The organism is Nostoc sp. C052, assembly GCF_013393905.1.
Taxonomy (GTDB): domain Bacteria; phylum Cyanobacteriota; class Cyanobacteriia; order Cyanobacteriales; family Nostocaceae; genus Nostoc.
The window spans coordinates 4,618,639-4,633,756 of sequence record NZ_CP040272.1 but is presented as its reverse complement, the minus strand read 5'-3'; the positions used below and the strand labels follow the sequence as shown (position 1 = coordinate 4,633,756).

Annotated in this window: 14 protein-coding genes; 4 read left to right on the top strand and 10 right to left on the bottom strand. The window is 41.3% G+C overall.

The genetic code is table 11. The annotated features are described in order from the left end of the window. The first annotated feature begins 192 nt into the window (after positions 1-192). The 4 genes from FD723_RS19130 (at position 193) to FD723_RS19115 (ending at position 4,968) form a co-directional block, all read left to right on the top strand. Positions 193-1,227, top strand: a complete 1,035-nt coding sequence (locus FD723_RS19130; protein ID WP_179066746.1) for a hypothetical protein — start codon at positions 193-195, stop codon at positions 1,225-1,227. Between the two features lie 114 nt (positions 1,228-1,341). Beyond that, on the top strand, positions 1,342-2,553 hold the full coding sequence (locus FD723_RS19125; RefSeq protein ID WP_179066745.1) for an EAL domain-containing response regulator: 1,212 nt from the start codon (positions 1,342-1,344) through the stop codon (positions 2,551-2,553). A gap of 364 nt (positions 2,554-2,917) precedes the next feature. Next, positions 2,918-4,261: a sorbosone dehydrogenase family protein gene (locus tag FD723_RS19120; RefSeq protein ID WP_179066744.1), complete on the top strand. Its 1,344-nt coding sequence runs from the start codon at positions 2,918-2,920 to the stop codon at positions 4,259-4,261. Between the two features lie 302 nt (positions 4,262-4,563). Beyond that, positions 4,564-4,968 carry a phosphomannose isomerase type II C-terminal cupin domain gene (locus FD723_RS19115; protein WP_179066743.1) on the top strand — a complete coding sequence of 135 codons (405 nt, stop codon included), beginning with the start codon at positions 4,564-4,566 and terminating at the stop codon, positions 4,966-4,968. A 100-nt stretch (positions 4,969-5,068) separates the two neighbouring features. Here the strand turns inward: FD723_RS19115 and FD723_RS19110 are convergent, their stop codons facing one another. From FD723_RS19110 to dndC, 10 genes are all read right to left on the bottom strand, one after another. Then, positions 5,069-5,827: a HEAT repeat domain-containing protein gene (locus FD723_RS19110; protein WP_179066742.1), complete on the bottom strand. Its 759-nt coding sequence runs from the start codon at positions 5,825-5,827 to the stop codon at positions 5,069-5,071. Between the two features lie 145 nt (positions 5,828-5,972). Continuing rightward, positions 5,973-6,527, bottom strand: coding sequence for an N-acetyltransferase (locus FD723_RS19105; RefSeq protein ID WP_179069197.1), 555 nt, complete (start codon positions 6,525-6,527; stop codon positions 5,973-5,975). 45 nt (positions 6,528-6,572) lie between these two features. After that, a complete protein-coding gene (locus FD723_RS19100) occupies positions 6,573-6,764 on the bottom strand; it encodes a hypothetical protein (protein WP_179066741.1) in 192 nt (63 codons plus the stop codon). Positions 6,765-6,947: 183 nt separating this feature from the next. Beyond that, positions 6,948-7,361: an ABC transporter permease gene (locus FD723_RS19095; RefSeq protein WP_179066740.1), complete on the bottom strand. Its 414-nt coding sequence runs from the start codon at positions 7,359-7,361 to the stop codon at positions 6,948-6,950. Next, entirely contained in the window at positions 7,346-8,647 is a 1,302-nt protein-coding gene (locus tag FD723_RS19090) for an AmpG family muropeptide MFS transporter (RefSeq protein ID WP_179066739.1), read from the bottom strand. The genes FD723_RS19095 and FD723_RS19090 overlap by 16 nt, the downstream gene beginning before the upstream one ends. Positions 8,648-8,820: 173 nt before the next feature. After that, positions 8,821-10,281, bottom strand: a complete 1,461-nt coding sequence (locus FD723_RS19085) for a DNA phosphorothioation-associated putative methyltransferase (protein ID WP_179066738.1) — start codon at positions 10,279-10,281, stop codon at positions 8,821-8,823. A 51-nt stretch (positions 10,282-10,332) separates the two neighbouring features. Further along, the gene (gene dndE / locus FD723_RS19080) at positions 10,333-10,719 is read right to left on the bottom strand and encodes a DNA sulfur modification protein DndE (RefSeq protein WP_094345020.1); all 387 of its coding nucleotides are present in this window, start codon (positions 10,717-10,719) and stop codon (positions 10,333-10,335) included. Positions 10,720-10,817: 98 nt separating this feature from the next. Beyond that, entirely contained in the window at positions 10,818-12,803 is a 1,986-nt protein-coding gene (gene dndD, locus FD723_RS19075; protein ID WP_179066737.1) for a DNA sulfur modification protein DndD, read from the bottom strand. 275 nt (positions 12,804-13,078) lie between these two features. Then, positions 13,079-13,363: an IS200/IS605 family transposase gene (tnpA, locus tag FD723_RS19070; protein ID WP_256874864.1), complete on the bottom strand. Its 285-nt coding sequence runs from the start codon at positions 13,361-13,363 to the stop codon at positions 13,079-13,081. A gap of 75 nt (positions 13,364-13,438) precedes the next feature. Beyond that, positions 13,439-15,061, bottom strand: a complete 1,623-nt coding sequence (gene dndC / locus FD723_RS19065) for a DNA phosphorothioation system sulfurtransferase DndC (RefSeq protein ID WP_179066736.1) — start codon at positions 15,059-15,061, stop codon at positions 13,439-13,441. Between the last annotated feature and the right edge of the window lie 57 nt (positions 15,062-15,118).

The window sequence follows — 15,118 nt, the reverse complement described above, 5'->3', positions numbered from 1 at the left end:
CCCTGCCCCTCTGCCTCTTTTCAATGTCTAATTTTCAACTAGCTGGATATAAGCTAGTTTGTAATTCTTAACACACTTTCTGTAGTGTTTATCTCCTAAATATTACTACCTGTTTAGCGTCAAAATATTGGAAAATACTTAGATAAGCATCTTTAGATAACTATTGTTTGATAATAGCTATTGTAAAAATCTATGCAAGCCTTACCTCAGCTTCTCAGGCTACAAAGCTTAGAGTCAAGAATTGACTGTTTGCCGCTGATGGTTGTGCCAGAAAAATCACTATCACTATTATATGCGATGTCTACAAAGTGTTACGCCTACGTACTGATGCTAACACGGGGCGAGAGTCTCTTGTTTTCTTCATCTTCGCAGGTAGTAGAATGCTTCATCAAGCATGATATGGTAATGCTTGTAGCTTCTGGAACTAGCTTGAAAACAGCCAGTATTTTTGAAGTTATACATAACTTGGTTATGACATTGAACATGTCAGAATTTTCGGAGACAGTCTCAGTGTTATTACTGCTATACCAGCAGCAGTTGGATCTACTAGCAATTGTAGATAACCAAGGTTGCATTATCAGTAATATTACCCCCGAAAATATCTGTGAAGCACTGGCACAAAAAATAGAGAAAACTAGAGGTGAGACTAGTATTAGTTCCTTTGAGGTAGAACATCAGATTTTCGTTGAGAGACAATTACTCAAGTACCAGTGGTTACAAGCACGCGTTATAGTACGTAAAGATACGATAGGCAAACCTACTCGCCTCATTGGAGTTTCTGTGAAGGATTTGGATTTATACCGTAAGTATGATAATAGGGTCATACAGACGAATACGCCCGCATATCAGATAATCGTGACTGAAATATTGAATGATGTGTTGATTATCGGTAAGTCAGAAGCGGGAAAATTAGAGTATAGACTAACATCTTTATACTGTTTCTTTGTGAAGCTGCATATAATTCACCTCTCGGCTATCGCCGTCCCCCGATGCCTTGGAGGGACTACAGGGGGGTATTATTATGTGGATCTTCATACAGAATTGGTATTAGATAATAACATTGTCAATTTTAGTCTTCTTTATCTGCATGGGCAAGCAGTATTGAAAATTCAAGATTGGATAATTGGCATTCCAGAAGAAGATATGCCATATCTATTTGAATCCTTTAATCACGCTAGGAATATCGCTAATATATTAGACACTGGAATAGGAATAAAATCGCCGTAAAAAAATTGTTTAAATATCTATCAAGGTAAAATTTTTGTCGCAAACATGCTGGAAATATTGACAAAAATTACCGTCATTTCTTCATTAAATAATAAAATGTAACCCGAGGTAAGTATGCCCAAAATTTTAATAATAGAAGACGAGGAAGCAGTCCGTGAGAATATCTTAGATTTACTAGAAGCTGAGGATTTTGAAACTATTGCTGCGGCTAATGGCAGAATCGGGGTACATTTAGCTATCTGTGAAGTTCCAGATTTAATTCTCTGTGATATGATGATGCCAGAAATTGATGGTTATGGCGTACTAACAGCATTACGCCAAGAACCATCAACAGCAACAATCCCATTCATTTTTCTAACTGCTAAATCTGCTAAATCTGACTTCCGTCAAGGTATGGATATGGGTGCTGATGACTATATAACTAAGCCGTTCACTCGGTCTGAGTTATTAAGTGCCATCATTAATAGGTTAGAAAAGCACGCTACTTTAAAAAAGTATTTGTCTCCTCAGACTGTAATTAACAACTTGTCTCCAAAAATGCAGTTGTTAGAAATTAGCTTACATCGTGCTATCAAACAACATAACTTTCAAGAATTTGAAATTTATTATCAACCAATAGTCGATATTGCTTCTGGTAAAATAGTCGCTGCTGAAAGTTTATTGCGCTGGCAAAGTCCAGAATTAGGGATGATTTACCCAACAGAATTTGTCCCATTAGCAGAGTCTACAGGTTTAATTGTTCCTATTGGTAAATGGGTATTAAAAAGTGTATGTAAACAAATAAAAAGCTGGCGTGATGCTGGAATTAATTCATTGCTGGTTGCTGTCAATCTCTCAGTAATTGAATTTAATCAACCAGATTTTATTCATAAAATAGTCAATTTTATATCTGCCAATGATTTGGAACCACATTACTTAGAGTTAGAACTGACTGAAAGTATGATCATGCAAGATGTAAATAGTGCGATCGCAACTATGAGCAAACTGCAATCCTTGGGTGTAAAAATTGCGATCGATGACTTTGGTACGGGCTATTCTTCTTTAATTTATCTGAAAAACTTACCCATTAACACATTGAAAATAGACCGTTATTTTATCCATAATGTTGCTAACGATTCCCAGAAGTCAGCCATTACCAAAGCATTAATTCAAATGGCTCATAATCTCAACCTAGATGTAGTTGCCGAAGGTGTAGAGACGGAATCAGAACTGGCTTTTCTGCGCCAACACAACTGTAATTCTATGCAAGGTTTTCTATTCAGTCGTCCTTTACCAGCAGCAGAATTTGAAAACTTTTTGTTAACTAACAAATGCTTATATGTTTAAATATTGGGGACTGGGGATTGGGATTGATTATTTCTCATCCTCTCTTGCTCCCTGCTCCCCCTGCTCCTTTATCGTAAATTAAAGGGTTTAAATCCCCGTCTGAAATGTCTTTAATTTTGGATTTTGTTAGCGACTCTGCGTACTTTTCGTACTCTTATAGAGAAGCAAGCTACGCGCAGCGTCTCGTAGAGAGCGTCATTTTGAATTTTGAATTGTTAACCCTGCACCCGTGCTTATTCCCCAGTTCCCAATAATCCTCAGTCCCTAATCCCCAATCCCTAGTAATCAAAATCAAACTTTAGACTGGCGACAGTTATTAAGCCTCAAGTCTAGAGTGGGAAAGTTGTGCATAGTGTCTACCACCATGAAAGTCCCTGCGCGTTTCTTGCTGCCAGTTTTTTTACTGACTTTGGCAGCAGCCTGTAACCAGACTCGCGCTTTCTCAGATAATCCTACGCCACAAACATCTGTACCTTCTACCCAACTGACACAAAATCCTACACAGCCAAAAAATATTGTCCGTACTGAAGCACTTTCACCTACACCTATCCGAATCAATCTGAAGAATTTACAGGCACCTTTCGCAACAGAAAGTGCTTCCAAGCGGCCTGAGGTTGTGTCCATTCCGCAAAATCCGGTGCTGCGTGTACCACCAGGTTTTACAGTCAACATCTTTGCCGAAGGTTTAGATGCCCCACGCTGGCTAGCTTTAACCCCCAGTGGTGATGTCTTAGTGACTGAAACCGGGCAAAATCGGATTCGTTTGTTGCGTGACAGCAACGGCGATGGCATAGCCGACGTTCGAGAAACCTTTGCTAATAGAGACAACGGACTCAATAGACCCTTTGGGATGGCTTTTGCAGGTAATTCATTTTTTCTGGGAAATACGGATGCTGTGGTGCGTTTTCCCTATACTCAAGGTCAAAATCAGATTACAGGTAAGGGAGAAAAAATTGCCGATTTGCCTGCTCAAGGTTATAACAATCATTGGACGCGCAATGTCGTTGTCTCACCCGATGGCAATAAATTATATGTTTCAGTTGGTTCAGGAAGCAATGTAGATGAAGAACCCCTACCACGGGCCTCGATACAGGTAATGAATTTGGATGGTTCCCAGCAGCAAACTTTCGCTTCCGGCTTGCGTAATCCTGTTGGTTTAGACTTTCATCCTGTAACGAAGGAACTTTATACTACTGTCAATGAACGGGATGGAATCGGTGATGATTTGGTACCAGACTATCTGACACGCGTTAAACAGGGGGCATTTTACGGCTGGCCCTATGCTTATTTGACACCAAATAACCTCGATCCGCGCCAAAAGACGGATGATAAAAGCAAACGCCCCGATTTAGCAGCCCGTACCCAAACACCAGATGTGCTGTTCCAGGCGCATTCAGCAGCATTGGGTTTGCAGTTTTATGATGGTAAAACGTTTCCAAAAAAATACCAGAATGGTGCTTTTGCGGCTTTTCGTGGTTCTTGGAACCGCGATCGCGGCACTGGTTATAAAATTGTATTTGTTCCCTTCGATGCTAAAGGGCGATCGCTTGGCTACTACGAAGACTTTCTCACAGGATTTTTACTAAATCCTTCTGTACCATCCACTTGGGGACGGCCTGTAGGTTTACTTGTATTGCCAGATGGCAGTTTACTACTGACAGAAGAAGCCAATAATCGGATCTATCGGATTCAGTATACGGGACATTAAGCAATTCACGCATTCAAACATTTAGAAATTTACGGATAGGATCTGTTGCCGAAAGTAAAGTTAGAGCAGTTGTCATCACATAAAGATGTTGTGATCGAAAACAAAAAGGATACAGAGCAACTAAATTTATTTATGGGGCTCATTAATTTTGAATTTTGAATTCGGAGCGTACCCTACGGGGAAGCAAGCTACGCGCAGCGTCTCGTAGAGAAGCGACGTGACTGAATCTCCCTACCCAGGTTTATCTCGTTTACGGTAAATTACTGATAAATACTAATACTTATCTGGTTGAGAAATTAATTATGACTCCCAATGAAAATAATACTCAGTCAAATATCAACGAATTGTCTCCACATTCAGGTACACGATACTGGGGTGAAGTAGAGGTAATCGAGGAGGGAGAAACCTATAGAATTAGTCGTGTTGAAATCAAACCCAGGCACGGAATTAAACCACAAATTCATTATCACCGCAATGAACATTGGGTTGTAGTTTCCGGTGTAGCAAAGGTGACTTGTGGCGATGCAGAAATATTACTGAATCGAAACGAATCAACTTATGTCCCCGCAGCAACCCTACACAAGGTAGAAAATCCTGGACATATCCCGCTAATTATTCTGGAAATTCAAAATGGTGAATATTTGGGTGAGGATGATACTGAGCGTCCTTATGACTTAAATTTAGTCAAACCTGTAGCTGAAGGTTAGTGAGGGCTAGGGAGTAAGAATTTTAGATTTTAGATTTTGGATTAAATTTCAATCTAAAATCTAAAATCCAAAATTGAATTGCCCAATGCCCAATATTTAATCAAAACCACCCTTCTTGTTCTAGGGTTTCAATCAGCTGCAAGCCACGGGGATCGCCCACTCCTAGCAATGAGGCTTTAGCGTCTTCTCGGACTCCCAAATCTTGGTCTTCGGCAAAGGCTTGAATTAGGGCGTCGATCGCTGTGGCATAAACTACATTAGAAGGTAGTTCGCGGCACAGTTGACCAATTGCCCAAGCACTGTTACTTCGCACAGCTGCCACCGGGTCTTGGACTAAGGCTTCAATTAAAGGTGGTGTTGCCCCAATCACTGCTTCATAACCCACTTCTGCCATCTGTGCTAAGGCGCTAGCAGCCCACAAACGCACTGCGGAAATGTCAGTTCTTAAGGCGTCTGCTAGGGGTGCTAAAGAACGGCGATCGCGACAGTTTCCTAAAGCCCAAACAACACCTTTACGCACATAGCCATTCCAATCACTGTTGAGTTGAGCAATTAACGGACTCACTGCCTCTGAACTGGGATTGCGTCCGATGCCATAAGCTGCACTCACCCTTACTAAGGGACAGATATCAGTTAATAGACGAATCAGATGGGGCGTAGCACGCGCATCTTCAATATCACAAAAAGCACGTGCCGCTAACATTCGTTGCTGGGGCTGGGGATTTTCCAGCAGGGCTAGCATCACTTCTGGATCGGGCTTTGCCACAACTGATTCGGCAGTTAGCGGCTCTATTTTATCTAAGGGGCTTTCTAGCTCCTCCTCAATATCGAGTAGGCTTAGATCGTCTTCGTCATACATAATTTAATTTCAATCCCGAAAAGGGATTAACACATAATCCCCCGCACCAATAAGTTAAAGCTTTATATATATTAGTGGGTTCTTATACATTTTTCTTTTCTCTTCGTTGAGTTTTATCCAAACGAGAACCTCTATAACTCAGACGCTAAGGTATGTTATCGCTATCCTTGAGTTTATTTTCTGCACTCAGGAATTTTACCATCCAGATGGATTGGGTTTGATAACCTAACTGATTGTAAAGATTCAATGCGGGTTTGTTTGATTGAAACACTTGCAGTCCAATCTGGCGATCGCCTCTTTGAATAGCCCAATTTTCCACATATCGCATCAAGGCTGTACCAATACCCCGTCGCCGATGTTCTGGTACAACGTAGAGGATAAAGATGTGAGCATGACGATTCCCATGTACTTGATCTATGGCATTGCCCACCCAGAGGCAGGCGATAGGGGGATGGGCATTGAAAAGAGGCAGAGGGGCAGGGTGCGGGGGGCGGAGGGGAAAATTATTCTCCCTGCTCCCTGCTCCCTGCTCCCTGCTCCCCTCCTCTTCTACCCACCACAAGGGCGTATCGCTAGAAAAATATTGCTTAACTGTTTGCTCTAGGTGGGAAAAATCCTCATTGGGAAATAGATCCTGGTAAGTTCGCTGCATGAATTTAAGCAGCAGCGATCGCTCCAAAAGGGAGCCACGGCGAATCATATATCCAGGTAGTAGTTGCTCAGACACTTAAATACGTTTATTGACTTAGCTGGCTAAGTTAGGTGTTGCTGGTGGTAAATCAGTGGGAGTAGGTTGAGAAGTTATCTCTATGTTTTCAATTGGTGCGGGTGCTGCCATATCGGAGGGTAAAAAGATGCGGGCGCTGACTGCCACTAAGGCAAAGACAAATACTAATACTACAAGCAGTGGGGCGATGTATTGACGAAAAATAGCCATATTTTAATTGCAAAGGAAGCTACGAACTTTTATGAGAAGTTAGCTGAAGATTTGTGAAGTATTCTTGATTTATTTTAGCAATGTTATGGGCATGGGGATTGGGAAATTCAATTTTGGATTTTGGATTGAATTTCAATCTAAAATCCAAAATCTAAAATCTAAAATTCTTGCTCCCCTGCTCCTCTACTCTCGCTGGCGATCGCGTTCTAAGTCGTCAAGCACTCTTTCGCAATACCAATTTTCCGGCATTCCAGGATAAGTTTCCTTTGCCTGTTCAATTAACCGTTCGGCAGCGGCGGCGTCACCAGATAATTTAGTGATTAGCCTGTTTTTGAGATAGCTATCAGATAAACCCTCCTCTACCTGGTTTGGTATGCCTTCATTTATAGTTGATGGCCGGGACTGCTCTCTTCGCAATTGCCAAAATAAAACGTAATAAAGTGTACCAAAAATTAAAATTAGGCTGAGTGTTCCGAAAAAAGTTAGGAGGTTAAATGCTAGATATCCTAGAACTAACTGCGAGAGAACATACCCAAGTAATAAACCAGTGAGTAAGAGAATAAATGTGCCGACAGCAATAACTACTTGATTCCCCATATATCCTCTTCTTCGTCGTCAAGTCCTGGTCTGGATAATACTACCACTGGCTTTGGATTCCAAGGGGCAAAGAATGGCAATAATAGTAATCCCGGTAAAGCTGCTATTGCTGTCAGTAGAAAGAATGTAGACCAACCGGTGGTTTGTGCCCATGTACCTGCTGGAGCGGTGAGAATATCTCTACTAAAAGCCTGCAAACTCGAAAGTAAGGCATACTGTGTAGCGGAAAAGCTTTGGTTACAAAGACTCATCAAAAATGCTACAAAAGCAGCGGTTTCTAAACCAGCACAGAATTGTTCTATATTAACGGCAGCTAACATTAGATAGAAGTTTTTACCTACTACTGCTAACGCAAAGAAAGCCAAGTTGCCGACAGCCTGCATGATGGCGAATATCCAAAGCGCCCGATTAACACCAATTTTGGTCATGACTGCTCCTGCTGCCAAGGTGCCAATAATAGTGGCGAAAATTCCTAGCGCACCAGGAAATGCGATGTCGGTTTGAGTGAAATGTAAACCTTTATCTAACAAAAATGGGGTGGATACATTCTTGAGTAAAGAATCCCCCAACTTGTATATCACAATGAATACCAAAATTAAAAGTCCTTGTAACCATCCCTGACGCTGGAAAAATTCAATAAAGGGTAATTTGACGGCGGCGGATAAAGTCTGAGGCGGGCGATCGCGTAGGACTGGTTCTGGTGCAAAAATAGAACTTACCAGTCCTACGAGCATCAACAGCGACATTAATAAGTAAACAGCTTGCCAAGGCATTCTGTCTGCCAAAAATAGGGTTACATAACCGGTTACTAAAATGGCTACGCGATAACCCAATAAGTAAATAGACGCTCCAGCACCTCTCTCTTCTGCTTCCACGACATCAGTGCGGTAAGCATCAACTAAAATGTCTTGGCTGGCGCTAAAAAAGGCAACAGCCACAGCAGCAATTATTAAAGGTTGTAGCCCTTGGGATGGGTGTTGTAGAGCCATGACAGCTATACTTAACAGTAATGCTACTTGTGTAATTACCAGCCAACCTCGACGCCGCCCCAAAAAAGGCGGTACAAATCTATCTAGTAAAGGCGACCAGAGAAATTTCAAAGAATAGGGCAGCTTTACTAAACTAAAAGCGGCGATCGCTGCCAAGCTGATTCCTTCTTTGGTCAACCAGGCTTGTAATGTCTGACTGGTTAAATACAACGGTAACCCTGATGAGAAGCCAAGAAATAACAAAGCTCCCATCTTCGGGCTGCCAAAAATTCGTAGCAGCGATTTATTTACTTGCACAATCTTGAAGATTCCTTGTTATTTAATTGAATTGCAGTTATCTTGCCATAACTGCTGTCTAATTTCGTATAAGCATACAAACCTACTAAAATTTCCTTTATTTTTTATAGCTGTAGTCAGATATGTTAGGACAGTGTTGATTGACAAAAGGCTTGAAGCAACTGGGTTTATACTCAGCACTCAGCACTAATTGAATAAACCTGATGCCCCCTGATTTCTACTCTGTGGGCAGTGAGGCATTTTTCCCAACCTTCACGCGTACCGATGTCGCTTTTGCTATTGAGCAATCCTAATTCCTGTTCTTGTTGGGTGAGTTTAGCAAATTCTTCGTAGCGTGGGTAGTTGCTAGTAACAAATGTTTCCTTACGGTGCAAAATCGGCGGATTTGCCCTACTTTTGTAGTCTCGGTGAGTTATGAAGAGGGTTTTTAAATCAATACCGATGCTGGCTTTTAAGGCTGGGTGGGGATCAGTGTCGAATTCAGGGTAAGACAGATAGGATATTTGCGGCTTATCAGTGTGAAATTTGATCAATGTGGCTTCATCGACACGCCCAATGGTGCGGCTAGCACAACCTTCACAAATTCGCAGTACAGGGTCAAGTGCTGCTAATGCCGAAACATGGACGTAAATAGCACCGCGTGTATGTTTACCAATTTTACTTTTTTCACAAGCAGTTTTAATCACCCCAGGTTTACCTAAGCTGAAAAGCTTTTGGTCAGCTACAAGGCACGCTTCCTCGTAGCTACTAAAAAAAGCTTTGATATCGTGGCGCATTTCTGGCGCTAGCTTTTGCCATGCAGGGCGTCGATCAAAGTGAGTCAGGGCAAGATAAACTTGGATATCTAAAGAACGACGGTAAGCGATCGCATCCCATTCAGCTTCATCAGTAGCTTGCAAAACTACACCAAAGGCGCGGCGGAAGTTACCAAATTCGCTCAGTAATTCCTGTTCATTTTCCAATTCGCCTTTCACAGGTAGTCTACCGCGCTTGGTAAAAAAAGCCATGAGTGGTTGCAGCTGTTCTTGATAGTCTTCAAACCGCTTAACGGGGATACGGATTCGCGGTGTAGAAGTCGCAGAAAAGAAGCGGATAGCTTTGTAACTTTCTTTTTCCGCCTCATCTCGAAAAACAAAGTATACGCCTAGTGCGATCGGTACTGCATCGACATTTAGGACTTCATCAATATAAGTTTTGAGTTCTTCTTGTTCGTAATATTTCTGAAAAGTATTGCGGCGCGTCACAATGCCATCATTGTAAGCAAGTTGGGTTTTGCTGGGAGCATTAATCAGGATTTGAGCCGCGACAATTAAAACTTTCCCGGTGAGTTCCCAGGCTTGGATTAGGCTTTGACGGCGTTCTTCTGCATCTTCAATAACATTGAGGACATAGCCCAAGTTGACCACATCGGCGGGGGTGCGTGGTACATCAGGATAGTAGTAAGGGTCCCAACCTGCGCTAGTGTAACCTAAGTTTTTTACTCGTTGGACATCACCACCGTAGCCGCAACCGTAGTCAAAAAAAGTGGTGTCTTGATGTAGGATTGCCCATTCTATAGCCAATCGTACAGGGCGAGATATATCAGTGCGAGCGATCGCAGCTCTATGACGCTCAATTTCTAGCGCTTCAGGCATAATCTTAGTTGTCAGTTAACAGTGAACAGTTAACAGTCAACTAATATCCTTTCAATTTTTAACCGCCAGTTCAATTAAATCTTCAATTTTCTTGATATTTGGATCGCCTGCTAAGTAGCCAATACCGCGATGTAAATGTAAGCGGAATTGAGTAGCAAGGGTTTCTTTATCGGTGGGATAACCGTCATTGTGACAGCGTTGCTTGAGGGCGAGAAGGAGTATATCAGACATTTCGCCACCAAAGACGCGCCAACTCATTTCGACGTTGCTATCCTGGGGAATTGGGACGGGCGAGGGTGTCGTTGATTCTGCGAGGGAACGGCAAAACGCCCAACGGCATAGGATATTCCATTGGTCGATTTTGGTGCTGCGCTTAAGTTTGGTAAGTTGGTCTTTGGCTGTTTGAGAGAGTTTTATTCTTTCGATTGGGGATTCCATAATCTTCCTAAAAATTGAAGTAGTTTTCGGTCATAAACCCAAACAGTAGCGAACCGCAGTTTCAACTTCAAGCATCTTGGAGTCAGATAATATATCTACTACCAAAAATATCCTGGTTGTATGGTTGTTTGGCGGGTAGTGGAGTCATATTTAAGCAGATATTCACGAGCGATCGCTTCGTTTTCTCGCAGTGTTTCTACTTCTTTTTTGCCAATCTCAGTATCCGTAGATAACAAAATTACTTGGTGACTGGCGGATGGAAAGTAGCGTTCTACTAAGTTGTTGCGGTGAGAAGAGTCTAGTCTACCTAGTGGCGTATCGATTGCTACTGGTAGGCGGTGTCCAGAGACTTTGGCTAAACCCCAGAGGAATGCGATCGCCAGTAATTGTTTTTCGCCAGCCGAGAGGCGATGTTTAGGGACAGGTTTACCATTTAAATCATAAAGTAAAAGGCTGAAAGTCTTGGTATCAATAGTAATGCGATGCACCAAGTCTGATTTGTGGAGGAGATAAAGGAAGCAATTTTTAACTTCTTCCTCTAATTTATTCAGTTTTCGCAGGGTTAATTTTTCACGAAAAATCTTGAGTGTGTTTTGAACTTTCGCTGCTGAAGTAATAATATGTTCGCTATTTTTATGTTTAATATTTTCTACAGTATAATCACTTAATTCTCTCTTCGACTTGGCAATAATAGTTTCTAATTCAGCTAAACGACGGCGGATTGTTTCGTAATTTGCTTTAGCTTCAACGACTTGATTTTGTGCCGTTTCTAGTGCTTGACGCAGCTTTGTATAATCTTCTGGTGCTGCTGCTGTTTGCACTTGTCTTTCTAGAGTATGAATTTCTTCTTCTTTATTTCTGAGAATAGCTAATTTCTCTTTTGCAGAAAGTTTAGAATTTTGTAAGTGATATATAAGATTATCTAGTTGACTTAAAGTTTCATCATCAGCTAATAACCAACGTGCTTCCGTCTGGAGAGTCTTTGCATATAAACTATCTACATCTTGGATTAAAAATGATTGGATTTTTTCAACTTGTATCGGAGAAATTTCTACTTGATTTAGCCAAGTGAGTAAACGCTGATCTCGCTCAATTAACAAATCTTTAGAAATTTGTACCTGTTGATGGCGAAATTCTTTTTCCCCCTGTGTTTGCGCCTGATTAAGCAAATTAGGAATTAATGCCAGAGGTAAAACATCAGCCGCTAATTCACACATCGACTGACGTACTTGTTCAATTTCCGCAGTTTTTGTATCCTGTTGTAATTCTAGTTGATTGCGTTCTGCTGCAATCTTCCCACCTTCAGAAATAAATTTATCAAAGGCTTCTTGCTGCTTTTGTTCTAACTCTTCTACCTCATTTTTGAGAATTTCTACTTTCTCTTCTGTTGTTTGATAATCTTCTTGCTGTTGGGTTAACCTAGTTTCAATTTCCTCTATATTTGCTAAATCCTTACTATTACCAACTTCTTTAAGTTTCCGGTTAACTAAAATATCTAAATCAACTGCTAAACGGTCTGCTAACTCTAGCCCTAAAAGTCCACGAATTGCATCTACTACAACTGGTGGTGGTGTTTCTTGTTCTGCAAGTTCTTTAACTTGTTCACCATCAAAGAGAAATAAGTTAGAAATCCCTAATGGCAGGAGATTTTCAATATATTCATCCCAAATATTAACTAAAGCATCCGGCCATGTATCACTGTCACCTAAAATACCTAATGTATCCTTACCATCTTTAGGATTTTTTGTCCAACTACGGACAACACGGTATTTTATTGGTTTATCATTTTCAATATGTTCAAAAAGTAATTCAATCCGGGTGTCTGCAACTGGATCTATTTTGTTGTTAACGCATTGATTGAGAAAATCACTATAACTTAAATTACCACGGGTAGAACATTGGGCGCGAGCGCCATAAAGGGCGAGACGAATGGCATCCATAAGCGTGGTTTTTCCGCCGCCATTCATCCCCCCTAATAAGATAATTGGGTGTGAGCTTTCCTCATCAATTTTTGGGTTAAGGTTGATTACCTGTTTTCCACTGTAGGGGCCAAAGTTTTGTAGAACGAGTTCAAGAAATATCATTTATCTGATTGTGGGTTTATTAAGATACTGGGCGAATAGAATTCGTGGTCACGCAGGCAAAGTTGATAAGATCCCGGGCGAATGGAATTCGCGGCTACACAGGCAAAGTCCACCTTCGTGGACTAAATTAGTACATAATTTTTGGGTTATTTTGGAGTTAGTTCCCAGGTGGGAATAAGTGATTTTTGGCTATGGTGGATAGCTTGGTTTCTGATGTAATTGGCTATATTATCAATGGCATCATGACTCACTGTAAAAGCTCCATAGCTACCTTGTCACTTGAAAAACTCACCTGGCTTGATTTCGTGGGTGATGAAATGGGACGAACTTCCCTTAATTTGTTTAACCAATTCAGAGATACTTATGGTTGGCGGAAAACCCGTTAGCAGATGGACATGATCTTCAATACCGCCAATTGCAATTACGGTACATTTTAACTGTTCAGATTCCCGAATAATTGCCCCGTAAACTTCCTTCTGAATATCAGGCGTAATTATAGGCAATCTATCCCACGTAGCCCAAACATAATGCACATACAATTGCGTAAAACTTGATCTCATTTTTCTTTAACCCACGAAGGTGGGTTTCGTCTGTGTAGCCGCGATTTCCAATCGCCCGGTATTATATTATTACTATTATTCTGAGTTTTCCTTTTTAAATTTCATACTTGCCCAAGTTACCTCTTCATCACTTTCACTTTTACATTCATCTACTTCATTGATTGCTGCAACATCGCCCAAAGTCATCTGCTTGACTTTTGCAACATCACCTTGACTAACTGCTTCGCTTAATTCGCGTTTCAAACGAGCATTTTTAATCGCATCTTCTGGAGAACGGGAACTCGTATTAAAACATTTTTCTAAGGTTTCATATATCCCTACGCGACGAGTTTTTTTGCGATACTGGCGTTCTGTATCTAACAATTTCGCCATGAGTTCCAAGTGCATCGCGTCACCTTCACAGATTTCTTCTAATACTATCCATTCATCACGACCTAGTAGGCTATAGTCTGCACCAGGACGGGGATCTTGAAATTCTTCGCCTGTCACTTCTTGATAAATCCGGGGTAAGCTATCATCAAATTCATGTTTTTCTTCTAGCCAAATGCGGCGGATTTCACTCATTTCTTCTAGAGTAATTAGGGTGATGTCACGCATATTTTCTGGCGCTGTCCGACGGGTTTTTGTTTGCGCTTCTAATAATCGTCTGAGCCAATGTTCCCGCCAATATTTTGTATAGGGGCCAGGTATTGGTACAACAGTTGTTTCCCCATCTTTATTGCGCTCAAATAGTTGGACATCTCCCCAAATTCTTCTAAAATCTCTCTTGTCCCAGTCATCTTTAATATCTAGTTCGTTACGGATATCCAATAGAGGCTGCATCCATTCTTTCTCTTCATCATTTTGGATCATTGCCTCCATTGATTTATCCTTACTAACTATTGTGCAAACCCAGCAGCCAAATCGTGAATCACCACAGCTAGGAGTAGAAGTATCAACAACTAGTGGACATTCATTATCGGCTGTTGCACCTCGATACATAATGAATAAGTCTTTGTTGCTATATCCCCAAGAATTTTGCCACTGATTTAAGTAAATCCAAACTTCATCAGTACGCCAATCTTCAATAGGAAGATAAATCAATGAGTTAGGTCGATTGGGATTAGTATTTATGTGATCACGTACCCGCGATTCTCTATGTTTAGCCATCGTAGCAGCACGTTTCGTACTTTCAGCCTTGCGTGTACCTAAGACAAGAATTACTTCACCATTAGACCTAATAACTGCACGGATAAAGCTGTCAGATGGTTGAATTTTAAGGCGTTCAGTACACCATCTAAATCTGTTTCGTGGCGCTGGGTAGCCTTTCCCAATTAAGTTTACCCAAAAGGTATCCTTAATTGCAGGATAAAGCAAATGGGGTTCAATTGGCATTTCTTGCTCTTTAGCAGCAACCTTCATCTGTTCTAAAGAGTTACGTACCCAAACAGAGACCACAGGATTTTCTACCAGCGTATCAGTTGTAATAACATGAATAGTCTTTTTTCGCTTTTCAACTGGTAGTGCCGCGATCGCATTCCAGATAAGCTGTAAAGTAGCAGTACTGTCTTTTCCGCCCGAATAGCCTACCACCCAAGGGATCTCATCTAAACAATACAATTCTTGAATTTCAATGGTGAGAGCTTGGATGTAGTCCACTAACTCTGCTACAGTACGTGTTTGCTGACCTTTATTTTCTGCTTGTTGTGCTGTAGTCATTTCTCCTTCTCTCTGGAAACACTGGCGTAACATTCGGGCGAATAGAATTCGCGTCTA